This window comes from Limnoglobus sp., from assembly GCF_059499385.1.
This window is the reverse complement of the sequence record NZ_JCABYM010000028.1, coordinates 90060-113146: the sequence shown is the minus strand read 5'-3', so window position 1 is coordinate 113146 and position 23087 is coordinate 90060. Positions and strand designations below refer to the sequence as shown.

18 protein-coding genes are annotated in these 23087 nt (G+C 67.7%); 8 read left to right on the top strand and 10 right to left on the bottom strand.

The genetic code is table 11. The features are described from left to right. Positions 1 to 55: 55 nt before the first annotated feature. The gene (locus tag AC5JJ2_RS05370) at positions 56 to 1489 is read right to left on the bottom strand and encodes a DUF1501 domain-containing protein (RefSeq protein ID WP_495856936.1); all 1434 of its coding nucleotides are present in this window, start codon (positions 1487 to 1489) and stop codon (positions 56 to 58) included. A 197-nt stretch (positions 1490 to 1686) separates the two neighbouring features. Next, positions 1687 to 2856 carry a HEAT repeat domain-containing protein gene (locus AC5JJ2_RS05365; protein WP_495856935.1) on the bottom strand — a complete coding sequence of 390 codons (1170 nt, stop codon included), beginning with the start codon at positions 2854 to 2856 and terminating at the stop codon, positions 1687 to 1689. Between the two features lie 189 nt (positions 2857 to 3045). Between AC5JJ2_RS05365 and AC5JJ2_RS05360 the strand changes: the two genes are divergently transcribed. From AC5JJ2_RS05360 to AC5JJ2_RS05350, 3 genes are all read left to right on the top strand, one after another. After that, on the top strand, positions 3046 to 4176 hold the full coding sequence (locus AC5JJ2_RS05360) for a discoidin domain-containing protein (protein WP_495856934.1): 1131 nt from the start codon (positions 3046 to 3048) through the stop codon (positions 4174 to 4176). 165 nt (positions 4177 to 4341) lie between these two features. Further along, on the top strand, positions 4342 to 4701 hold the full coding sequence (locus tag AC5JJ2_RS05355) for a hypothetical protein (protein ID WP_495856933.1): 360 nt from the start codon (positions 4342 to 4344) through the stop codon (positions 4699 to 4701). Positions 4702 to 4703: 2 nt separating this feature from the next. Beyond that, positions 4704 to 5555: a CE1 family esterase gene (locus tag AC5JJ2_RS05350; protein ID WP_495856932.1), complete on the top strand. Its 852-nt coding sequence runs from the start codon at positions 4704 to 4706 to the stop codon at positions 5553 to 5555. A 426-nt stretch (positions 5556 to 5981) separates the two neighbouring features. Here AC5JJ2_RS05350 and AC5JJ2_RS05345 read toward each other — a convergent pair whose 3' ends face one another. After that, a complete protein-coding gene (locus AC5JJ2_RS05345; protein ID WP_495856931.1) occupies positions 5982 to 6347 on the bottom strand; it encodes a hypothetical protein in 366 nt (121 codons plus the stop codon). A gap of 194 nt (positions 6348 to 6541) precedes the next feature. On the opposite strand from AC5JJ2_RS05345, the gene AC5JJ2_RS05340 reads away from it, so the two are divergent. Both AC5JJ2_RS05340 and AC5JJ2_RS05335 read left to right on the top strand, forming a co-directional pair. Further along, on the top strand, positions 6542 to 7132 hold the full coding sequence (locus AC5JJ2_RS05340; RefSeq protein WP_495856930.1) for a hypothetical protein: 591 nt from the start codon (positions 6542 to 6544) through the stop codon (positions 7130 to 7132). A 32-nt stretch (positions 7133 to 7164) separates the two neighbouring features. Continuing rightward, positions 7165 to 8889, top strand: coding sequence for a DUF885 domain-containing protein (locus AC5JJ2_RS05335; protein WP_495856929.1), 1725 nt, complete (start codon positions 7165 to 7167; stop codon positions 8887 to 8889). Here the strand turns inward: AC5JJ2_RS05335 and AC5JJ2_RS05330 are convergent. Together AC5JJ2_RS05330 and AC5JJ2_RS05325 are read right to left on the bottom strand one after the other, a co-directional pair. Next, positions 8878 to 10152: a TIGR02996 domain-containing protein gene (locus AC5JJ2_RS05330; RefSeq protein WP_495856928.1), complete on the bottom strand. Its 1275-nt coding sequence runs from the start codon at positions 10150 to 10152 to the stop codon at positions 8878 to 8880. The genes AC5JJ2_RS05335 and AC5JJ2_RS05330 overlap by 12 nt on opposite strands. Positions 10153 to 10172: 20 nt before the next feature. Further along, positions 10173 to 12908: a protein kinase domain-containing protein gene (locus tag AC5JJ2_RS05325; RefSeq protein ID WP_495856927.1), complete on the bottom strand. Its 2736-nt coding sequence runs from the start codon at positions 12906 to 12908 to the stop codon at positions 10173 to 10175. 403 nt (positions 12909 to 13311) lie between these two features. Between AC5JJ2_RS05325 and AC5JJ2_RS05320 the strand changes: the two genes are divergently transcribed. Together AC5JJ2_RS05320 and AC5JJ2_RS05315 are read left to right on the top strand one after the other, a co-directional pair. Beyond that, positions 13312 to 15495: a PSD1 and planctomycete cytochrome C domain-containing protein gene (locus AC5JJ2_RS05320; RefSeq protein ID WP_495856926.1), complete on the top strand. Its 2184-nt coding sequence runs from the start codon at positions 13312 to 13314 to the stop codon at positions 15493 to 15495. A 3-nt stretch (positions 15496 to 15498) separates the two neighbouring features. Next, positions 15499 to 16923 (top strand): DUF1501 domain-containing protein, encoded by a 1425-nt coding sequence (locus AC5JJ2_RS05315; RefSeq protein ID WP_495856925.1) that lies wholly within the window; start codon positions 15499 to 15501, stop codon positions 16921 to 16923. On the opposite strand, the gene AC5JJ2_RS05310 is transcribed toward AC5JJ2_RS05315, so the two are convergent. Then, positions 16924 to 19371 (bottom strand): PEP/pyruvate-binding domain-containing protein, encoded by a 2448-nt coding sequence (locus tag AC5JJ2_RS05310; protein ID WP_495856924.1) that lies wholly within the window; start codon positions 19369 to 19371, stop codon positions 16924 to 16926. 8 nt (positions 19372 to 19379) lie between these two features. Further along, positions 19380 to 20009, bottom strand: a complete 630-nt coding sequence (locus AC5JJ2_RS05305; protein ID WP_495856923.1) for a ribonuclease HI family protein — start codon at positions 20007 to 20009, stop codon at positions 19380 to 19382. Between the two features lie 63 nt (positions 20010 to 20072). Between AC5JJ2_RS05305 and tsaB the strand changes: the two genes are divergently transcribed. After that, entirely contained in the window at positions 20073 to 20756 is a 684-nt protein-coding gene (tsaB, locus tag AC5JJ2_RS05300) for a tRNA (adenosine(37)-N6)-threonylcarbamoyltransferase complex dimerization subunit type 1 TsaB (RefSeq protein ID WP_495856922.1), read from the top strand. 1 nt (position 20757) lies between these two features. Here tsaB and AC5JJ2_RS05295 read toward each other — a convergent pair whose 3' ends face one another. The 3 genes from AC5JJ2_RS05295 to AC5JJ2_RS05285 all read right to left on the bottom strand — a co-directional run bounded on the left by AC5JJ2_RS05295 (position 20758) and on the right by AC5JJ2_RS05285 (position 23042). Next, a complete protein-coding gene (locus AC5JJ2_RS05295; protein ID WP_495856921.1) occupies positions 20758 to 21108 on the bottom strand; it encodes a hypothetical protein in 351 nt (116 codons plus the stop codon). 272 nt (positions 21109 to 21380) lie between these two features. Continuing rightward, complete coding sequence (locus AC5JJ2_RS05290) at positions 21381 to 21530, bottom strand: hypothetical protein (protein WP_495856920.1); 150 nt, start codon at positions 21528 to 21530, stop codon at positions 21381 to 21383. Positions 21531 to 21746: 216 nt separating this feature from the next. Continuing rightward, positions 21747 to 23042 (bottom strand): lysophospholipid acyltransferase family protein, encoded by a 1296-nt coding sequence (locus AC5JJ2_RS05285; protein ID WP_495856919.1) that lies wholly within the window; start codon positions 23040 to 23042, stop codon positions 21747 to 21749. Positions 23043 to 23087 lie beyond the last annotated feature (45 nt).

Below are 23087 nucleotides of genomic sequence, written 5' to 3'. Positions count from 1 at the left end.
ACCCCCCTCCCTAACCCTCCCCCCCAAGGGGGGAGGGAACAAAACCAAAACCACGTTACGACAAGATCGCCCGGATCGGCGTCCCGGCGCTCAGCGTGTACGGCTTGTCCAGCGGGTCCCGCAGTTCCGTCGTCGGATCGACGCCCAGCGCGGAATAAATCGTCGCCGCCACGTCCTCCGGGGACACCGGGTTCTCGCTCGGGAACGCCGCCGTTTTGTCGCTCGACCCGTAGACCGCCCCGCCCGGCACGCCGCCGCCCGCGAAGAGCACCGTGTAGCAGTACGGCCAGTGGTCGCGGCCGTTGTTCTTGTTCGCCCCGGCGTTCGACGTGACCTGGCCGACCTTCGGCGTCCGCCCGAACTCGCCCATCACCACGACGAGCGTGTCCTTCAGCAGCCCCCGCTCGTGCAGGTCTTCCATCAGCACCGACAGCGCCCGGTCGAACGGCGGGCAGAGCGCCCGCCGCATCAGGCCGAAGTGGTCGCGGTGGGTGTCCCACGCCTGGTCGATCCGCCGGCCGGTGACGAGCGTGACGAGCCGCACGCCGGCCTCGATCAGCCGCCGGGCGAGCAACATGCACTGACCCAGGTGCGGCAGCCCGCCGAACTTCCGGGCCTCGATACTCCGGTCCGTGCCGGGGTCCAGGCCGTAGCGTTCCCGCAGCTTCGTCGGCTCCCGCGACAGGTCGAACGCCGCCCGCGTCTGCGGCGAGGTGATGATCTCGAGTGCCTTCTGCTGGAACACCGTCATCCGCTCCGTCGAGGTCGCGTCGCCGAGCCGCCCGACGGCGCGGTCCAGTTCTTTGCGAAGGTCGTCACGCTCGTTGAGCCGGTCGAGCGGCAACTCCGGCAGGAGGTCCAATCCGGGAATCGAGTAGTCCTTCAAGCTCGGGTCGCCGCCGACGAACGGGTCGAACTTCGGGCCGAGGAAGCCGGCCTTTTGCCCGCCGATGTCCACCCCGTTGTTCCACTGGAACTCCGGCAGCAGCACGTAGGGCGGGATCGGCGTCTCGATTGGCCGCAGTTTCGCCATGACGCTGCCGATGCACGGGAACGTCGTCGGCGAGTCGGCGATGACGAGCTTCCCGCCGTCGCTCGGCGACTTGCCGGTGAGCATGTAGTACGCGCCGGCGTTGTGGTCGTTGATGGCGTGGTGGACCGACCGCACTTGTGCGAAGTGGTGCATCTGCTTCGCGAGGTTCGGCAGCAGTTCGCAGACGCGGACGCCGGGGACGGACGACGCGATCGGCTTGAACTCGCCGCGGACCTCCACCGGCGCGTCCGGCTTCAGGTCGAACGTTTCGAGGTGGCTGGGGCCGCCCTCCATGAAGACGAGCAGGCACGACTTCGCGGGGCGCTTCGGCTTCGCGTGGGCGAGCAGCGACGCGAGCGACAGCCCGCCGACGGCGAGGCCGCCGACGCGGAGGAACTCGCGGCGGGTGCGGCCGGAGCAGAGGGTTCGGGCCGGTCGGCCCGCGAGGGAGATCATGGGTGTCGCCGGCGGGCGTGGGGAGAATTGAGAGTTATTATCGACGAACGGCCGCCGGTTGCAACAGGCAACCCCGACTTCCGAAGTCCGGCTTCGCCTTCGGAAGTCGATCCCGCGCGGGGGCGAGTGCCCCTTTCGCAACCGCCCCTCTATCCCTCGACTTCCGAAGTCGAAGCCGGACTTCGGAAGTCGGGCGCTCACTTCTTCGGCGGCGGCGCGGCCGGGACGGGGGCCTTGCCGTTGATGATGTCGATCGCCTCCGCCGCGGACTCCTTCAGGTCCTCGTTCTTCGAGGTCGTCTTGATCTTCTCCAACTCCGGCAGCGCCGGCCGGGCGTGCTCCCGCATGGCCGCTAGCGCGTTCATCGCCTCCAGCTGCGTCACCGGGTCGTCCGTCTTCAGGGCCGCGATGATGACCGGCACGAACGGCTTCGCCCGCTCGTCCAGCATCGCCAGCGCCCGCAGGGCCGCCAGCCGGCCGCCGAGGTCCGGGCCGGGCACGAGGTCCGCGATCTTCTTGATCGTCGCGTCCGTCAGTTGCGACCCGTCGTACAGCATGAGCAGCATGTGCAGCCACACCTGGATGGCCTTGTCCTTCTCGTCCTTGATCCCTTCGTTGATCGCCTTGAAGTACGGCGCGATCACCCGCGGGTAGTCGGCCGGGTTCGGCACGACCGGCGGCCCCATGACGACCATCGCCTGCACCAACTCCAGCCGGACCGGGGCGGACTTCTCGGACCCGATCTTCTTCGACACGGCGGTGAGCGCCTGCGCGTTCGGCGACTTCTTGTTCTCGTTCGGCCGGCCGACGATGCCGAGCACCTGCGCCACCGTCCGCCGCGTCTCCCACGCCGTGTCGTCCATCCCGGCGCTGACCAACTCCGGGATCGCCTCCGCGGCGTACAGGGCGCAGTTCCCCAGCCCGCGGGCGGCGTGCAGCTTGTACGGGCTGCCCTGCGGGGCCGTGGACAGCGTGATCTTCAAAATATCGACGACCTTCTTCCCCTCCTCCGCGTTCTCCGGCCCGATGTTGCCGAGGACGATGAGCAGGTTCACCTTCACGCCGGGGTCCGTCTCCCGCCGGACGGCGGTGATGAGCGGCTGCATCGCCTCCTTCCGGGCGGACGGGCCGAACATCGGGATGGCCTTCGTCGCCGCCTCCCGCATCGCGCCGTCCGGCGAGTCCTTCAACTCCGCCAGCCAGCCCTTGAGGTCCTTGCCGCCGACCTCCTTCGGCCATTCCGGCGGCTTGTTCCCGCCCGGCGGCGACGGCGTCGGCACGGCCGGGGGCGGCGTGCCCGGCGCGGGCTGCCCGGCGGCGACGGCGGCCGCGAGCAGCGTGAGAGCGAGTGCGTGGAGTGTTCGCATTCGTGATTCCTCGGCTTCTTCCCCAGACACAGGATACCAGGAGGGGTGTGAGGTGAATACCGCAACTCCGGGTTCCCCGTTACGGATGAAAACGGGTTCCCACCCCGGAAGTTGGCCCGATCTTTCCCTGGGTCGGGCCGGGGTCGTCGGTTACAATGACGCGGTACCGCGGGCCTGTTGGGTTCCTCCATGCCGATCAACGCGACGTGTCAGCAGTGCGGGGCGACGCTCCCCGTGCCGGACGAGTACGCCGGGCAGAACGTCCGGTGCGGCGGCTGCCAGGGCGTCGTGACCGTCCCCTCGACGGACGCGGCGGCCCCCCCGCCGCCGGCCGCCGTCCCGGTGGCGCGGGCCGTGAAGGCGCGGCCGGTGGCCGTCCCGGTCGCGGCGAAGGCGAAGCCGGAGCCGAAGGCGGACGCCCCCGTCCACAAGGCCCGCAAGGTTCGCGAAGACGAGGACGACGAGCCGGAGGAGGAAGAGGACACGCCCCGCGAGCGGAAGCCGAACCGCCGGCCGATCGCGAAGCGGCGGCGGGAGTCCATGATGACGCCGACGGCGTTCAAGTGGTTGGCCCTGTTCCTGCTCACCGGGACCGTCGGCCTCGGCGTGCTGGCCTACGCCGCGTGGGGCAGCTCCCGCAAGAACGACGGCACGGCCTACGTCCCGCCGGACCTCGACGACGACCCGAAACCGCCGCCGCCGATCGTCCCGCAGCCGGTGGCCGCGCAACCGGCCCGCCGGATGGAGTTCGCGCCGCCGGAGGAGCAACGGTTCCGGCCCGCCGACGGGCAGATCGACGGCCGCCAGATGCAGTTCCAACCCGCCTTCCCCCCGCCGCAGGTCGGCGGGCCGGCCCCCGGCGTGGCCGACCAGGACCCGCCGTTCAAGCGCGGCCCGAACGCCGTGCTGAAGGGCCAGCGCGACCGGGCGACGTTCACGGCCAGCACCGAGTGGCAGCAATGGCCGGCGTCCCACGCCTTCGACGGCGACACCCGCACGTCCTGGTTCTCGAAGGCGGAACCGGCCGGCGGCAAGCCGTGGGTCCGCGTGACGTTCCAGAACCCGGTCCTCGTCAGCCGCGTCGTCGTCCTCGGCAACCGCGACCCGTCGTACGACCGGGGCTACACCGTCCGCTCGGCGAAGATCGAACTGCTGGACGCGAACGACCGGGTGATTCAATCGAAGGAGCTGCAAGGCCAGGGCGCGCGGCACGACTTCGAGTGGCAGTTCCGCGGCATCCGGGCGAGCGCCGTCCGCGTCACGGCGCTGACGGCGGATAACATCAACTCCGTGGCCGTGGGCGAAATCGAAATCGACTAGAAGCGTGGTTGAAGAACCGAGGGCAAGGCGGCCCTGGGACCGCGGGCGTCCCGCCCGCCCACCTTCCCGGCTCCGGGGATCAGCCTCAAGTGGCTGGGGCCGCGGCGGGCGGGACGCCCGCGGTCCCAGGGGATTGAAGCCACACGAACCGGGGGAGAAATCGCGATGCCGATCGACGTGACGTGCCCGACGTGCGGGGCGGTGTTGCCCGCCCCGGACGAACTCGCGGGGAAGAAGATCCGCTGCGCCGACTGCGAGGCGCTGGTGGCCGTGCCGTTGGCGAATGCGTCGCCACCGCCGTTCGCCAACGAGGAACCGCTCTCCCCGCCGCGGCCGCGGGACCAGGACGAACGCCCGGTCGCCGTGCCGCGGCCGGAGCACAAGTGGGAGGAGCCGCTCACGCCGCCCGGCCAGAAGCCGAACGTGCTGACCGGCGGCGCGATGGCGTGGCTGTTCTTCCTCGCGATCTTCTCCCTCGGCGGGCTGGCCGTCCTGGCGCTGGCCCTGATGCCGCTGAAGGCGTGACCGTGGAACTCGTCGAACTCCCGCACGACGGCCTCGACCGGCGGTACCTCCTCTTCCGCCCGCCGGCCGGGGCCGAACCCCTTCCCGTCGTCATCTTCCTGCCCGGCACCGGCGGCACGGCCGAGTGGTCGGCCGACGAGACGCAGCTGCCGCCGTTCGCCGCCGCGAACGGCTTCCTGCTCGTCGTGCCGGAGGCGCTGCGGCCGTACCCGGACCAGCCGCCGAAGTTCCTGACCAACCCGCCGCGGTGGAACGACGGCTCGCACGCCCCGGCCGAGGAGCTGCGAACCACCGCCGACGACGTGGGCTTCCTCGCGGCCGTGATCGACGACATGCTGTCGCGGTCGCCGGCTGACCCGCGCCGCGTCTACCTGACCGGCTTCTCGAACGGCGCGGGGATGACGTTCCGCTTCGCCGCCGAGCGGGGCGACCGGCTCGCGGCCGTCGCCCCCGTCGCCGGGCACTGCTGGACGGACGCGGTCCCGGTCCGGCCGCTGCCGACGCTCTACGTCGTCGGCACGCTCGACCCGCTGATCCCGTACCGCGGCGGCTCGGTCGAAGTCCCGTGGGGGAACAAGCTACAACCCCGCCCGCCGGTGCGAACGACGCTCGAACGCTGGGCCGCCGCGAACGGCTGCACCCGCACCTCGACGGTCGAGTCCGACGCGGACGGCGTCCACGAGGAGCTGTTCCCCGGCCGCGTGGAGTTTCGCGCGATCTCGGTCGTCGGCCACGGCCACCACTGGCCCGGCGGCAAGGGCCAGCTCAACCCCCGCATCGGCGGCCCGACGACGACGCGGCTCGATGCGAACGCGCGGCTGTGGGAGTTTTTTCAACGACACGCGCGAGCGTAACTCTTCATTCGTCCTTCCTCGTCCCGAACCTCCGGTTCGGGACGCGACGCCGCGAACCTCTGGTTCGCGTGCGAGCGGGGATGCCAGCCCGTTGGCGGCGGTACGGATCGCAACGGCGAGCGGCGTGAGCGCGATGTGGCTCGGGCACGTGCAGCCACGTCGCGCTCACGCCGCGACGCTCGCCATTGACTCGGGAGGCAGCGCCACCTTGTCGCGAACCAGAGGTTCGCGACGCGGCATCCCGAACCAGAGGTTTGGGACGAGAAAGCGCGAGTGCTTGGCGGTGGGACTTCTTCCGATGGCACGGGCGACCCCAAAACGACCGCGTGCCGTGTCAACGGCGAGCGTCACGGCGTAAGCGTGACGTGTCTGGATGTCACGCCACGACCGGTTGCATGGCGGTCGGCGGAGCGGAAGGATGGGCGGCTAGTTCTGTCCAGCACCGATCCTTGACAACCGCTCAGCCGCATCGAAATCAAATTGCATCCAGAGGTTGGCGTCCGGCTGCATCCAACTGCCGTTCTGCTTTCGCACCAAGTACCGAGCAAACTCCCCACCCTTGCCATACACGGTCTGGTAAGTCAGTCCGCGTGCGTCGAACCATGCCACGACCTGTTCGCGGGATGAACCGACCGGGAGGGCGGACCTTGCCTCGTCCAAGAGGCTGCCGACGCGGATGCCGTTGTGGGGCCGGAACGCGATCTCGCACGATACGACGCAACCGGCGACCAGCAAGCCTGCCAATACGCTCAAGACAGCGCGAGGGATACGGGCGCGAAGGATTCGAGTCATGACTTGGCACTCGATTACTTACCTTCACCCTACCGCGCCCGGCGGGTGGTGTCTTGCCGAGTGGCGTTCTTGCGGTCGGGGCGGACATCTCAAAGTGGCGTTTTCGGAGGTCGGCGAGTGCATGTGCAAACTGCTTGACACATGAACATCCGTATCTTATCGTGGTCTGCCCACTTCTTGAGGAGGACCACACCATGACCGCCACCCTGCCCCGCCCGGCGACCAACCGCATCGCCGAACACCTGCCGCCGGCCCCGATCCCCGTCCCGGTCAGCCCGGAGGACCGCCGCGACGCGTGGGCCGAAACCCTCGCCGCGGCCGCGACGTTCTACCGCTCCCGCCTCGGCCACCGCGACGCGGACGTGGCGGAACGGGCCGCCCGCGCCATCTTCGACCTGGAGAAGACCCGCCTCCGCCACGGCCGCGACCTCGCCGGCTCGACGCCCGCCCCGGCCCCGCTCGCGCCGATCGTACCGCCGACGCCCGCGGACGACGACGAGCCGAGCGACAAGCAACTGATGATCGAGTGCGACGAGATGATGAACGAGATCGACGAGGGCCGCGGCCCGGCCGACCGGTCGGCGACCGTTCCCGAGTTGCAGGCGGCCGAGGACTTCGTCGGCACGCCGTTGCACGCGAAGGTGATCGAGTGCCTCCAGACGCTCTGCCGGGACGACCGCGGCCTCGACCTGTCCCGCCGCGAGTACGAGAGCATGGCGAAGGAGTTCGCCGTCCGCCGCGTCCGGCTCGGCCGCGGGCTAGAAACCTTCACAACCTGCGGATAGCCTGTGAGCGTCATCTTCCTTCAGGACTTCCCATGCTTCCCTTACTGATGCTCGCCATGCCGCTGACCCCGACCGCCGACCCGAACCCGGAGGACGCGAAGCTCGCGGCCGCGTTCAAGGCGTACCTCGACGACGAGTTCCGCCGTCACCCGGCGTTCGCGACTTCGCAAGGCAACCACGACCACGACGACCGGCTCGACGACCTCTCGCCGGCGGCGCGGGCCGAGGACATCGAGCGGGCGAAGAAGTTGCTCGCCGAGCTTCCCACGAAGATCGACGCGAAGAAGCTGTCGCGGTCGGCCCAGATCGACCTCGAAATCTGGACGCACGCCCTGAAGTACGGCCTCTGGCAAGCGGAGAACGACTCTCGCTTCAAGAACGACCCCCGCGTCTTCGGCGAGTACATCTCGGACAGCGTGTTCAGCTTGTTCACGCAATCGACGCTGCCGAAGGAGCGGAACACGGCGAACGCGGCCCAGCGCATCACGTACATCCCGAAGGTGATCGAGGACGCGAAGAAGTCGCTGGCGAACCCGCCGCGGGTGCTGACGGAGATCGCCATCAAGCGGAACCTCGGCGCGATCGCGTTCTACGAGAAGGACATCTTCGGGTTCGCCGGCACGACGCCGGGAACGGGCGAGTTGAGCGAACCCGCGAAGGCGGCCGTGAAGGCGCTCAAGGAGTACCAGACGTTCCTGGAGAAGGACTTGCTACCGCGGTCGAACGGCGACTGGCGGCTGGGGAAGGAGAAGTTCGCGACGAAGCTGGAGCTGGAACTCGACGCCGGGCTGTCGGCCGAGGACGTGATCCGCGAGGCGGAGGCCGAGGCCGACCGCGTGGAGCGGGAGATGTACTACGTCGCGAAGCAACTGTGGCACAAGAGGTTCCCCGGCAAGGCCGTCCCGCCGGACGACGCGGCCGGGCGGCGGGCGACGGTGAAGGCCGTCCTCGACGAGTTGGGGAATGACCACGGCACGCCCGAGGGCTTCGTGAACGACGCGCGGAAGTCGGTGGACAAGATCAAGCAGTTCATCCGCGAGAAGCGCATCCTCACGCTGCCGGACCCGGACCGGTGCAAGGTGATCGAGATGCCGGAGTTCCAGCGGGGCTTCTCGGCCGCGTACCTGAACCCGGCCCCGACGTTCGACCCGACGGCGGACAGCCTGTACGCGGTGTCGCCGCCGCCGGGCGACTGGCCGGCCGCGCGGCAAGAGGCGTTCTTCCGCGAGTACAACCGGGCGATGCTCCAGATACTCACGATCCACGAGGCGTACCCCGGCCACTACGTCCAGTTGGAGTACGGCAACCGCCACCCGTCGCTGATCCGCAAGGTGCTGTACTCCGGCGTGTTCGCGGAGGGGTGGGCGGTCTACACGGAGCAGATGATGCTCGACCAGGGGTACGGCGACGGCGACCTGTCGCTGCGGCTGCACCAGTTGAAGTTCTACATCCGGGCGGTGCTGAACGCGATCCTCGACCACAAGATGCACTGCGCGAACATGACCGACGCCGAGGCGTTGAAGCTGCTGATGGACCGCGGGTTCCAGACGGAGGGCGAGGCCGTCGGCAAGGTGCAGCGGGCGAAGCAGAGTTCGTGCCAGCTCTCGACGTACTTCGTCGGCCGCACGGCGTTCTACCGCCTGCGGCAGAAGGTCCAGCGCGAGCAGGGCGACCGGTTCGAGTTGGGCAACTACCACGAGGCCGTACTGAGCCACGGCACGCTGCCGGTGAAGTATTTGCCGGAGTTAGTGAAGTGACTCGCCGGGTTCGGACAGGAGAAGTGAATGGCCGTAGTGCTCCCGCAACTGGTTACGCTGTTCGTTACCGATGGTGTCGTTCAACCGCAGGTCGAGCGTCGTCAGTTCGGGTGGCGGCGCGACCGCGAGCAAGTAGCGGGCAGCTTGATCGGTGAGTTGGTTGTCGCGGAGGTCGAGTTCGACGAGGTTGTTCCAGAACGGGGCGGTCACGAGTTGGGCAAAGAAGCCGTCATCCGGCGACAAGCCCCTCAGCCCCAGCGCCCGCACCCCGGCCAGCGGTGGGACGAGGATCGACCGCAGGTGGGGACGGAACCCGTACCCGCCCGTGATCCGCAACCGCTTCAGCGACCGGAACTTGGTGGACGACAACCCGGCGAAGATGTCGTGTTCCGAGGGTCGGAAGCCCATGCCGACGAACGACAGGGATTGCAGCCCCGGCCGGATGCTTTGGAGAAGGCGTTGGACCTGGCGTTCGTCGAAATTCATGTCTTTGAACGTGAGTTCTCGAAGGGTGTCGAACACTGGCGATGCCGCCAACCGCCGCCCGGCCGCGTCGTCCAGCCCCATGTTGTCGAACGTCAGCCGTTCGAGCCTCGGCGGGCCGCCGGCCTCGAACGCCTCGACGAGATCGAGTTGCGACCCGTCGCCGACATGAAACGAGAGTTCGCGAAGTTGCTGACCGAGCGGCGACTCGAACAGCCCCTCGACGAGGAACGACATGCCGGGGCTGCTCGCCTTCTCGAAGTGGATCGTGTCGATCCCGGTCGCGAGCGGCGAGGCGCACAGGGCGCGGACCGGCTCGGTCGGCGTGGTAAGCGTCCAGAAGCGGATGGCCCGCACCTTCGGCAGCCACGGTTGGGCCGCGAACGCGGTGTACTCCTGCATGTCGCCGCCGGGCAGATGGAGTTCGCCGACGGGGGCCGATGCGAAGAGTTGGTCGCCGTAGTCGATGAGGTTCTGAACGGCGTTCGTCTTGACGGCGTACCCGAGGCCGCGGCGGAATGGGAACCGCGGGTTCCACGAGTCGTGCCACGGCAGGCTCTCCCGGAAGCCGTCCCCGGCCTGCGTCGCGAGGTCGGCCCGCCGCCACCGGACGGCGAACGGCTCCCAGTCCGGCGTCTTCGCGAGTTCGACCTGCCCGCGAATGAACTCGGCCCGCCGGTCGTCGCCGGCTTCCTGAATGAAGTCGGCGTACACCAGGCGGGCCGTGTCGTCGTCCGGGTTCGCGAGGATCGCGTGCAGCAGCGCGTCGTGGTCGGTCATACGACCGATTCTACACGCGGTCAGTTCACCAGCTTGCGGGCCGCGTCGAGGACGCCGCGGAAGTCGTCGAGCTTCAGGGCCGCGGCCATGTCCTTGTCCTTCTCGATGTCGGCGAAGTTGCGGTAGCCCTCCCGCAGCGCCTGGCGGAAGTACGCGAGGGCCGTCGCCCGATCCTGCGGCTGCTCGGCCGACGTGAGGGCGTAGACGCACGCGGCCTGATACACGAGCCGCGGGTCGCTGTTGACGGCGAGGGCCTTGCGGACGGCCTTATGAGCCTCGTCCCGCTGCCCGGCCCGCGCGAGCAGGACGGCGTGGTTCGACAGCCCGGCCGCGTAGCTCGGGGCCAGCTCGACGACCTTCTGACTGGTTTCGAGCGCCAAGTCGAGTTCGTCGAGGTTATCGCTGAGGACGCAGACCTTGTTATGCCAGGCGAGGAGGTAGTTCGGGTCGAGTTTGATTGCCCGGTTGAGTTCGTCTAGTGCCCGCGACGGGTTCTGCTTCCTCATGGCCCAACCCCGCGCCGCGAAGTCCTCGGCCGTCTTCGCCTCCAGTTGGTCGATGGCCGCTCGATCGGCGTTGACGAGAGCGGGCTTGTCGAGAAGGTTGTAACAGTCGGCCCGAAGGACGTAAGCGGTGATGCTGGGGGCGCGGTCGATGACGGCGGTGCAGTCCTCGACGGCCTGTTGGTACTTGCCTTGCCCGCGCAAGATGGTGGCCCGAAGCAGGGTCGTGCGGACGTCGCCGGGGGCGGCCTTCAGGGCCTTGGTGGCTTCCGCCTCCGCCTGTTCGAGCTTGCCGAGGGAGAGCAGGACGATCGCGCGGTTGTGGCACGCGAGCCGGGCGTTCTTGGCGAGCGGCTGGGCGATCTGGAACCGCTCCAGCGCCCGCAGCGGCTGCCCGCTCGCCTGGTAGCACATGGCGAGGAGGCACTGGCCCGCGTAGTGGTCCGGCCGGTCCTGGGTGAGGTGCGCGAGCTGCGTGACGGCGTCGGCGATCTTGCCATGCCCCACTAGTCGGACGGCCCGCACGTAGCGCTCGGACCGCGTGTCGGCCGAAGGATTCGACGGAACGCCGACGCGGAGGGCGTCTTCCCTCGTAAGCTCGCCGAGTTCTTGGCGTTGCTCCCACAGGACGGCCGGGGCCGCGGCCCCGAAGCCCTGCTCGGCGATGCGGTTCCACCGCACGGCGCGGGCCAGCGTTTCGACCTGGTCGGACCCGTCCTTGCCGCGGGCTTCGAGCATCTCCGCGTGGGCGAGCAGCAGGGCCGCCTCGCCGATCTGCCCGAGGAGGGTCGAGCGGGTTTGGTCGTCGAGGATGCGAAGTTCGGGGGTGGCCGTCCAATCGCCCGACTCGCCGACGCGGTACTTGGCGAGCCACTCGGCGGTCGCCTTCATCCCGGCCCGGCGGGTCGCCACGTCGGACGGGACGGCCAGGTCGAGTTGGTCGGTCGCGAAAGACGTTTGGAACTCATGGGCCTGGGCGACGGCCGCGACCTTCGCCCGCTCCCGGACGCCACTCCAGAGGGCGAACCCGCCGCCGGCCACGACCAGCATGGCGACGACGGTAGCGATCTGGGCCACGGCCCGCGGGTTCCGGCGGTGCCACTTGTTGAACCGCTCGACGACATCCCGGTCCGCCGCGTACCGGAGCGGGCGGTGTTCCTGTTGACGTTGGAGGTCTTCGCGGAGCTGATCGACCGACTGGTAGCGGTCGTCCGGCTTCGGGGCGAGCAACTTCCGGACGATGGCATCGATGGCGTTCGGAATCTCCGGGACGAAGTCCCGGACCGAGTGCGCCCCCTGTTCCCGCTCCGCGATGGCGTCCGGCAAATCCTCCGGGACGGTGCGGATGGGAGAGAACGGCAGCCGGCAGGTCAGAAGCTCGAAGAAAATGACGCCGAGGGCGTACAGGTCGGTCCGCTCGTCGGCCGTCTCGTCCGAGAGCTTCGCGTACTCGCGGATGGCTTCCGGGGCCATGTACGGCCACGTCCCGCCGACCCGCCGGCGGTCGTTCGTGGTGCGGTCCGCGGACAGGTTGAAGTCGAGCAGCATCGGCTGCCCGTCGTCGCTAAACAGGACGTTGTGCGGCTTCAGGTCGAGGTGGAGGATCTTCCGGTTGTGGGCGTGGGCCAGGCCGTCGGCCAGCCGCCGCATGACGGACAGCACCGCCTCCGCGTAGGGCATCCCGGTGAGGGATTCCTGGAGGGGGTTAACGTCCGCGACCTCCACCTCCGGGGACACGCCGGCGTGGGAACCGGGGCGGGCTGCCGGCTGAATGTAGGTGACGCCGGAGTCTTGCTTGGCCGAGTCGTGCTTTGTGTTCCGTTGGGTCGATGCCTTGGCGACCGTGGTGAACACGTGGCCGCTGACGTTCGGGAAGCCGGTCTCCTCGCGGACGTGGTGGATCACGTCGGCCAGGGTCTTCCGCCCGAAGAACGGCATCTGCAGGACGTGGAACGGACCGCGACGGAAGGCGTTCTGGATCGGGACAATGTTCGTGTGCTGCAACCGGGCGAGTCGGAGCTGCTCGTTGTTGTCCTTGAGCGTGACCTTGAGCACGACGGGCCGATTCGCGAGTTGGCGTTCCTTCGCCAGGAAAACGCGGCCGAACGCCCCGCGGCCGAGTTCCTCGACGATCTCGAAGCCGTAGAAGTCGTCGCTCGGCTGCGGGAACAGGTCCGCGGGCGGATCAGCCGCTTCCTCGGACCGAAAAACGTTGATGCTAGAGTAAACCGTACCGTGTGCCCCGCGGGGCATGGGTGTTTGGGAGAGATCGACACCTTCAATTTTGGCTACGGACGGCCGTTCCGGTAAAATTGCGGTGGGCTGCATGGGTGGGCATCAGGCTCGGCGGACTCGACGATCGGGTCAACGACGTACACGTTTCGTTCATCCTGAACACGTGGGCGGCTCCGGGCGATGGGGGACCGAAAAGCCTATTACGGGTTGCCCGGAGCATTGCACGGAATCGGACGGGTCGCAACGGGAATGCTAGAAAAATAGGATAAATCGATTCCACCCCCCGCGTGATTCTCACCCGAAGCCGGAATCGGTCGGTTGTTGAGGTTAGTTGTTTACTCCGGCCCGACACGCCTTGCGGCTCGATTCACGAGTTGAGAGAATACTTTTACCCACCCAAAACCATTCCCCTGGTTTCCCGATGCGATTCTTCTCGACAGTCGCCGTCTGCTTTTTGCTAGTGCGCAACGCCGGGGCGGAACCGGCCATCGACTTCGCCCGCGACATCCGACCGATCCTGTCCAACAGCTGCTTCAAGTGCCACGGCCCCGGCACGCAGAAGGCGAAACTCCGCCTCGACGACCGCGCGTCGGCGGTCAAGAAGGAAGCCATCGTACCGGGCAAGCCGGAACAGGGGACGCTAATCGAGCGGTTGACGGCGAAAGACGACGAAGGCCGGATGCCGCCGCCGGAGGCCGGGGACGCATTGACCTCGGACCAGATCGAAAAACTGAAGGCATGGATCGCGGCCGGGGCGGAGTACACGCCCCACTGGGCGTTCACGGCCCCGGTTCTACCGCCCGTTCCCAAGACGGGTATCAAGGCGACGAGCGGCAACGCTATCGACTCGTTCATTCTGGCCCGACTGGAGAAAGCGGGGATCAAGCCCTCGCCGGAAGCGGATCGGCCCACCTTGATCCGCCGCGTGACGCTCGATCTCGTCGGCCTCCTGCCGATGCCGAAGGAAGTGGACGATTTCGTCAACGACGGGTCGCCGAACGCCTTTGAGAAGGTTGTAGATCGCCTCCTCGCGTCGCCACACTACGGCGAGCGGCAGGGACGACACTGGCTCGACCTCGCCCGGTACGCCGATAGCAACGGGTACACCATTGACGGCGCACGCATCATTTGGCCGTGGCGGGACTGGGTGGTCAAGGCGATGAACGACGACATGCCGTTCGACCAGTTCACCGCCGAGCAACTCGCCGGCGACCTGCTCCCGAAGCCCACGACGGACCAACGAATCGCCACCGGCTTCCACCGGAACACGTCCTTCAACGAGGAAGGCGGGACCGACCCGGAGCAGTTCCGCGTCGAGCGGGTCGTCGATCGCACGAACACGACGGCGGCCGTCTGGCTCGGCCTCACGATGGGCTGTGCCCAGTGCCACGACCACAAGTTCGACCCGGTTTCGCAGAAGGACTACTTCCGCCTCTACGCTTACTTCAACAGCACCGACGAGCCCACCATCACCCTCGGCGGCAAGCCCGACCTCGAGAAGAAGATCGCGGAGCTGAACGCCAAGATACTCGACCTGCAAAAGACGGGCGACGTGTCCGCGATCAACAAGGTGAAGGCCGAGATCAAGAAGATTCAAGGCAACATCCCCTCGACCCTCGTGATGAAGGAGCGGGCCAAGCCGAGGGACACGTTCGTGCAAATCCGCGGCGACTTCCTCCGCCCCGGCGACCGCGTCGAACCCGGCCCCCCGGCCGTGCTACCGGCCGCGCAGGGTAAGACCCGGCTCGATCTGGCAAGGTGGTTGGTCTCGAAGACGAACCCGCTCACGGCCCGCGTCGTGGTGAACCGGTACTGGCAGCAATTCTTCGGCCGCGGCCTGGTCGAAACGGAGAACGACTTCGGGATGCAGGGCAGCCTCCCCACGCACCCGGAGTTGTTGGATTGGCTGGCCGTCGAGTTCATGGACCCGACGAGCGGCCCGGCGTGGTCCATGAAGCGGACGCACAAGCTGATCGTGATGTCCGCGACGTACCGGCAGTCCTCGCACGCCCGGCCGGAATTGATGGAGCGCGACGCCCGGAACCTGTTGCTCGCTCGGCAGAATCGAATCCGCCTGGAAGCGGAGGCGATCCGCGATGTCGCCCTGTCCGCGAGCGGGCTGCTTTCCAGAAAGATCGGCGGCCCGCCGGTTTACCCGCCCCAGCCCGCGGAAGTTTTCAGCTTCACCCAGAGCAAGCACCCGTGGCCGGAGAGCAAGGGGGAGGACCGCTACCGCCGGGCGATCTACACGCACATCTGGCGGCAGAGCCAGCACCCGCTCCTGACCACGTTCGACGGCGCGGACGGCCAAACCGCCTGCACGAAACGTAACCGGAGCAACACGCCGCTGCAGGCCCTCCACCTGGCGAACGACCCGGCGTTCGTCGAGTTCGCCGACGGGTTCGGGAAGCGCGTCCTGAAGGACGGGCCGACCGACGACCGGGGGCGCGTGAGATTCGCATTCGAGTTGTGCTTCGGCCGCACGCCGAGCGACGACGAGTCGGCCCGCGTGCTGAAGTACGCGAACGGGATCGACGAACCGAAGCGGTGGGCGGCGGTGGGCCGCGTGCTGATGAACCTCGACGAATTCATTACCCGCGAGTGACGCATGGACCCGAACTTCCTCCCCCCGGCGGCACGCCGCGAGTTCCTCCGCGATTGCGGGCTGGGCATCGGCTCGATGGCCCTGGCGTCGCTGTTGGAACGCGAGGCGACCGCGACCCCGACCGCCAAGCACCCGCTCGCGCCGAAGAAGCCGCACTTCCCGGCGAAGGCGAAGGCCGTGATCTTCCTGTTCATGGCCGGCGGACCCTCGCAGCTGGAATTGTTCGAGCCGAAGCCGGAGTTGAACAAGCTCGGCGGGCAGAAGGTTCCCGAATCGTTCACGATGGGGAAGCGGTTCGCCTTCATCAAGGGCGACGCGAAGATTCTGGCGTGTAACCGTAAGTTCGGGAAGTACGGCCGGTGCGGGATGGACCTGAGCGAGCTTCTCCCGCATCACCGCGACATCGTCGATGACGTGTGCTGGCTCCGCGGCATGAAGACGGACGTGTTCAACCACGGCCCGGCGAAGGTCTTCCTCAGCACCGGCTCCCCGCAGTTCGGCCGGCCCGGCATGGGGGCGTGGGTGACCTACGGTCTCGGGTCGGAGTCCGACAGCCTGCCCGGTTACGTCGTGTTGCAATCCGGCCCGCGCGGCCCGCGCGGCGGAGCCGCCATCTGGTCGAACGGCTTCCTGCCGAGCGTCTACCAGGGCGTGCCGTTCCTGAAGGGCGAGAACCCGATTCTCGACCTCGCGTCGCCGAAGGGCGTGGACCGCAAGCAGCAGGGGGAGTTCGTCGAAGCGGTCGGCGAGCTGAACAAGCTCCGCAAGGCGACGGTCGGCGACCCGGAGATCGAGACGCGGATCGCGGCCTACGAGATGGCCTTCCGGATGCAGACGGCCGCCCCGGAGCTGATGGACCTCAAGACCGAGACGAAGGAAACCCTCGCCCTCTACGGGGCGGAATCCGGCAAGGCGTCGTTCGCGAACAACTGCCTGCTCGCCCGCCGGATGGTCGAGCGGGGCGTGCGGTTCATCCAGCTGATCCACACCGACTGGGACCACCACGGGGGCGCGATCGACCTCGGCAAGTCGCTAGACAACATTTGCAAGGAGGTCGATCAGCCGTGCGCCGCGCTGGTAAAGGACTTGAAGCGTCGCGGCCTGCTCGACAGCACGCTCGTCGTCTGGGGCGGCGAGTTCGGCCGCACGCCGATGGGCGAAACCCGTGAGACGGTCGGCCGGGACCACCACATCGACGCTTACACGATGTGGCTCGCCGGCGGCGGCGTGAAGCCGGGCTACATCCACGGCAAGACCGATGACATCGGGTACAACGTGGTCGAGAATCAGGTCCACGTCCACGACCTGCAGGCGACGATTTTGAATCGATTGGGCCTGGAGCACACCAAGTTGACGTACCGATTCCAGGGTCGCGACTACCGCCTCACCGACGTTCACGGCAACGTCGTGAAGGACATCCTGACGTAGTCAGGTTTCGAGGACCGCGACAATACCCGTTCTCCCATCCACGCAAACGCGCTGGCCCGTCCGCAGTTGGCGCGTGATATCGGGCAATCCCGCTACGGCCGGCAGCCCGAACTCGCGGGCCACGATCGCCCCGTGCGAGAGGACGCCGCCCGTCTCCATGACCAGGGCCGTCGCGCGGGCGAAGAGCGGAACCCACGCCGGGTCGGTCGAAGGACAGACCAGCACGAAGCCGTCCGAGATTTCGGGCGGGTTCGTCGGCTCCGTCAGGACGAAGGCCGGTCCCTCCGCGACGCCGGCGGACAGCGGCGTGCCGGTGTACTTCGTCGCCCCTTCCGGCATGGCGGCCGGCCGCCCGATCGCTTCGAGATCGGTGCTGAACAAGACCGCGGGGACCTCCAGCGTCAGTTCAATTTTCCTTCGCTCCATCCGCTCCCTGATCACGGTATCGAACCTCTGCCCGCCGACGAGTTGAGGCAGCTCCGCCGGCAATAGGTAGAAGATACGGTCCCCCAACTCGAACCGGCGGCCGAGTTCGACCAGCGCACGACGGACGAGCGCGTACCCCATCAACAGGTAGTGCTTCGCCGATTCCCGAAGTCCCAGATAGGTCCGGAGGTCGAGCGCTTGCTTGCGGACCGCCGAGGCGAGCGGCGGGGCGAGCTTAAAGCGTTCGAGAACGGCGTCGATCCCGTCGCCCGTCGGCGCGTGCATGCTCGGCCCCACGGGCAACGGTTGCGGCGCGGGGGGTTGTTCGTTCCACCGCAGCGCGGCCAACTCCATTTCGTTCGCCGCCCGATGACCGAACCGTTCGAGGAACGACTCGCGCGTCGTCGTTCCGGTCGCCAGGTCGCGGAACGCCGACGCCAGGTCGGTCTCCGGGTCCGGCGTAACGCCCCGAGCGAATTCGGCCGCCGCGGCGCGGGCCTCGTCTTGGCCGAGGGTGGGTTGAAGCAGGGAGACCACGGTTGCCCACGCGTTCTCGGCAAGGACCGTCGGCTTCAGGCTGTGCCGCGCGAACTCGACGAGCGACAGCCGCACCCATTCTTCAAACTTCGCGAGCAGGGGTTGGTCGCCGAGGTTCGACCAATCCTCGGCCCTAGCGGCTTCGATCAGGCGAACGTACCGCGGCACGATTTGACTTCGGAATCGGTCCGCGAACGTGTCGGCCTCCTTCCGGGCGATCGACGCCATCCGCCAAAGCCGCCACACGGTCGCGGGCAGTCGGAGCAGCCCCTTGACCGCCCCGTCCCGCAACGGGTTCAAGACCGCCTTCGGGTCGAGAGCGAGTTCTGGGTTGTCGCGGAACGTTGCGAACGGGAATTCGAACGGCGGGTGACGGAGTTGCAACCGCGGCATCCGCGAGAGGTTCGCCATCGGCCGGCCGGCGACGAGGTCGAACGCCCCCTGCCCGTTCAACGCCGGGTCGGGCCGACAGCCGAGGTCGCGGTTCATCAATCCGATGCCGCCGTCCGCGGCGAGCAGCTGCTGAAGGACGGCCCACGTCATCGGCGTCGGCCGCGGCAGGATTTCGCTAAGGTTGTACCGGACCCAGACGGTCCCCCGCGGGTCGGCCAGGGGTTTGAGGCTCGCGATGACTTCCGTGCGAACCGCCTTGCGATCCAAGCCCGTGGTCGTGATCGGACGGGCTTGCAGTAGGAACAGTTCGTCGTTCGCGATCGCCCACTCGATGTCCCGCGGGTGGCCGACAAACGCTTCCACCTTCCCGCCTAACTCGGCCAGCTGCACGACGGCCGTGTCGCTGAGGCAGAGGGCCTGTTGAAGTTCTGTGGGAACCCTTTCCTCGCGACCGCCAACAACTCGCACCGACTTCTTGCCGAGGTGTCGCTCCACGATGCGGCTGGTCGATTTTTCAATCACGTACCGGTCGGGCGTCACCCGGCCCGAAACGACAACTTCGCCGAGGCCGAACGCGGCTTCGACGACCATACGGCCGGCCGTGGGGTCCGTCGGGTCTTGCGTGAACAGAACACCGGCGGAATCGGCCGGGACGAGCTTCTGAACCACGACCGCCATCGCGACGCCGACCTCGGACACGCCCTGTTGCTGTCGATACGCGACCGCCCGCTCCGTGTGCAACGACCCCCAGCATCGTTCGATCGCGTCCAGAACGCCGTCTTCCGTTTCGACGCCGAGGACCGTTTCCTGTTGGCCGGCGAAACTCGTCTCGGTCCCGTCCTCGTCCGTCGCGGACGAGCGAACGGCGACTGCCCCGCCTAACTTGCGGAAGGCGTCGCGAACGGCGGTCGCGAGGCCGGCGTCCGAGCGAATCCCCGTGCTGTGAAGTCGTCGGTAAGCGTCGGTCGTGAGCGCGAACCCCGGCGGAACCGGGAGGCCGTTCGCCGCCATCGCGGCGAGGCTCGCGGCCTTCCCGCCGACCCGTGAGGCGTCAGCCGGGGTGATCGAGTCGAACCATAGCAGGTCGGCCATTCGTACCCCTACCGCTTTTTCAGTACGCCACCTTCTTCGAGGATCGACCAGAGTTGCTCCCACACCATCGCCGGTGGCGGGTTCCGCGGGCCGTTGTCCGCCCACGCCTCGGCGGCGGCCCGTAGGCACTCGATGGCGTCGTCGCGGACGCGCTCGTCCCCCACGACCGCCGCGGGTTTGACGGCCGACGGGCGGGCGGCGTTCGCCGATTCCTTGTAGATTTCGCCCCGCCGCCGCGGCCGGCCGTCGAGGGCCTCGTTGCACAAGAAGTCGGCCCGCTTGTTCTGGTCGCGGCGGACGTGCGTGATGCTCACGGTCCGGAACTGCCGCCGCAGGTCCGTCGCCCGGCGGAACAGTTCCTGAAGGTCGGCGTTCTTGACCCGGTACTCGCCGTTCATCTGCTTCACGAGCAACTCGCTGTCGCTCCTGACGTTCAGGGACTCGATCCCGTTCTCGGCCGCCAACTCCAGCCCGCGGACGAGGGCCGTATACTCCGCAATGTTGTTGGTCGCCGTGCCGATGGTCTCCGCCTCCTCGACGGCCGCCGCCCCCGGCCGCGTCAACACGACCGCGTAGGACGCCGGGCCGGGGTTCCCGCGGGAGCCGCCGTCGATGTGGACCGTCGCTTCCAAGCTCATGAGTTTCCGGTCGGCGTTGGCCGCCCGCCTTAGAATGAACGCGATTCTATTCGCGAGGCAACGATGAGCGAGTGGCGGTTGGTCCTGGAAACGTCGGGCCGCGTCGGGAAGGTCGGGCTGGGCCGTGGGAATGAATTGATTTACTTGACCGTGATGGACGAGAAGCGCCGCCACGCCCGCGACCTCACCGAGGTGATTCGCCAACTGCTGAGTAAGGAATCGCTGACCCCGTCGCGACTGGGGGCCGTGGCGGTGAGCATCGGCCCCGGCGGGTACACCGGCCTCCGGGTCGGGCTAACCACGGCGAAGGTGCTGGCTTACGCGGCCGGCGTGCCGATGATCGCCGTGCCGACGTTCGCCGCGGTCGCGGAGCAAGCGCCGGCCGAAGCCGAACGGCTCTGGGTCGTCGCCGACGCATTACAAGGGTCAATCTACCTTCAGCGGTTCGAGACGCAGGACGGCCAACGACAGCCGTTGGACGAGTTGCGAATTGTGCCCGTTGGTGAGTGGTTGCCCTGGGCGAATCGCGAGGTGTGGGTCACCGGCCCCGGCGTGTCGGTTCACGCGGACAAGCTGCCGTGTAACGCCCGCGTGGTTCCACCTGCGGACCGAGACCCCCGATTGGACGGCGTCCTACGGGCGGCCGAGGGGTTCACGCCCCTCGACCGCGACGAGTTGATGCGAATCGAGCCGCTCTACCTCCGCGGCAGTTCCGCGGAGGAGAAGGCGAAGCGCGACCGGGCGTAAGTCACTTCGCCCCGGCTACCTTCCCGCCCGCGTCCGAGTATGCGAACGGGGCCGTCGTGCCGGGCTGCACGGCGTAGGCCGGCGGGACGATCGGGACGCCGGCGGATTGGTACGGCACGACCGGCGAGCTGCCGCAGGTCGCGCACCCCGGATCGCCGATCGGGCCTGGGTGCATCACCGGCCCGGCGTAGCTCGGCGCGACGACGGCCGGCTCGGCGTACCCGCCGAACGCGGGGTAGCAGCCGTTGCAGTGCCGAATGCGGTAAACGAAGTTGCGAACGACGCCGCAGCAACCGGTCGCGGACAGGGCGACGGCCGCGAACGTAGCGGCGAACAGAATGCGACGAGTCATGGCGAACGAACCTCCTTTTCGTGGCACGGCCTCACCGAGGGGTGCGTGCCAGTGTCCGATCCGTCGGAGGTCGCGGGATCCGTCCCGTGCGGCCGGCCTCGGCCGTCAGGAGGAGTATGCGCCGGTTGGCGGGACGGGCAAATCGTGGAAGAATGGTTTCACGCCGCAAGCGGGTTAAGCGCCGCGGCGTCTGGCGGTCAACGAAGGTGTGCCGGTCGGACGTGTCCTAACTGATGCGGTGTCGGTACGGGCGACGAGGTTTCTACTCCCGCTCACGGGTTCGGACAGTAGTCCACCGGCACCGGCGGCAGGTCGGCCCGCGTCGTCGAGTTGCACCCGCGGCGGAGGAACCGGCCGTGGCAACCTGTCGCGGTCGCCACGAGGAAAATGACGAGCATCAGCAGGGAGAATCGCGTTCGCATGGTTAATTCCAACTCGGTCGTCGGGGTGTCCGCCTAGGCGGGAGGTTTCGCGGCGAGCGACAACCGGCGCGGTCGCTGCGACTCGTACCCGTAAACGATGAAGGCTAGGTCGGGCTTGCGCGGCGTGCAACGCGGGTCTTGAGGGAAAGTGTGCGGATTGTGCCGGGACGCTGCCGGTCGTGCGACGTGGCGAAGCTGCCGAAACATTTCCGGTCGTCAGGATTCTGCCGGTTGGGAAGAGTCTTCCTTCTGGTCGTGCGTCGGCAACTGTGCCCGCGGAAGTTCCGGCAGTTCCAAGTAGCTTCTCGCCGTCAACACTTCGTTCATCAACGCGATCCGGGTCGGGAGGTGTTCCTCGAACCGATCCGCCGGCAGGGTGAACGGGGCCGACATCCCGATTCTGATCGGCCGGCGGCGTTCCTTCGGCTTGTTCTTCGTAGGCGGTCCGCCGCAGTACGAGGCGTAGCTGCCCCACCCGCCCTCGATCCAGCACGCGACCACCGGCGTGTTCGGCCGTGCCTTCAGAATTTCCCAAACGCCGCGGCCGAACCGCCGGAGCGGGACTTCCTCTTTCCGCCGGAGGTACCCCTCCGGAAAGATGACGACGCACTTTCCCTCGTCGAGCGCCCGAATCGCTTCCTGAATCTCCGGCGTCTCCCGGCGAACGCGGGCGTCGGCCACCCGGATGGTTTGGAAGACGTGGACCATCAACGGCCGCAGGAACCACTTGTCGAAGAAAACGGAGGTCATCATCGGCGTGACCGGTCGCGGCAGCACCTTCGCGAGGAACAGCGGGTCCCACCAACAGGCGTGGTTCGCGATCACGAGCATCGGCCCGTCGGTCGGCAGCCCCGACGAACCAGGGCCGGCCGCGGATATGCGGTAGTTCCGCCAGACCACGGCCTCCACGCACAGCTCGAAAAACGGGCGGAACAAGCGTACCCACGAGAAGACGAGTAGGAAGAAGGTTACGCCGAACGTGTACCACCAGAGGTAAGGCAGGTTCGGCCAATCCGTCGGCTCGCCGCTACCCGTGAGGACGGACAGAGGGTAACAGACGAAGGCGGCGAGAAGACCGAACGTCAGTACCGTGTCGAGGGTTGACCATTTCCTCCGCCAGCCGTGCCCGGTTGCGAGTCGTGCCCGGTCGAACAATCGCAAGTAGCGAAGCTCCGCCCCCGAGACGATCCCGACGGCGAGGCCTAGGAGCATCCCATTCCAGGCAGCCGTCCCGAACGCCCAGGCCGTAACCACACTGACCAGCACCCCGACGTTCGCGGGCGGTATCAACCCCAGTACACGGAACGGGTGCGGGAAAAGCTTTAACGGAATGAGCAGCCCGACGAGTACCATCGAGAAGGAGTAGACCAAATGCATGTACCCGTCGGACCGCCCGACCATCGGCAGCGAGAAACAAATTAGCGAGTAGGCGGCCGTGTGGCAGACTGACGCCGCGCCGGCGAACTGATCCGTCGCACGGGGGGCGGGTTTGGCGTCGCCGGCTGGGGTCATGCACGCTTCCCGAAAGATTCCTGAAATTCTATCACCTCACATTGG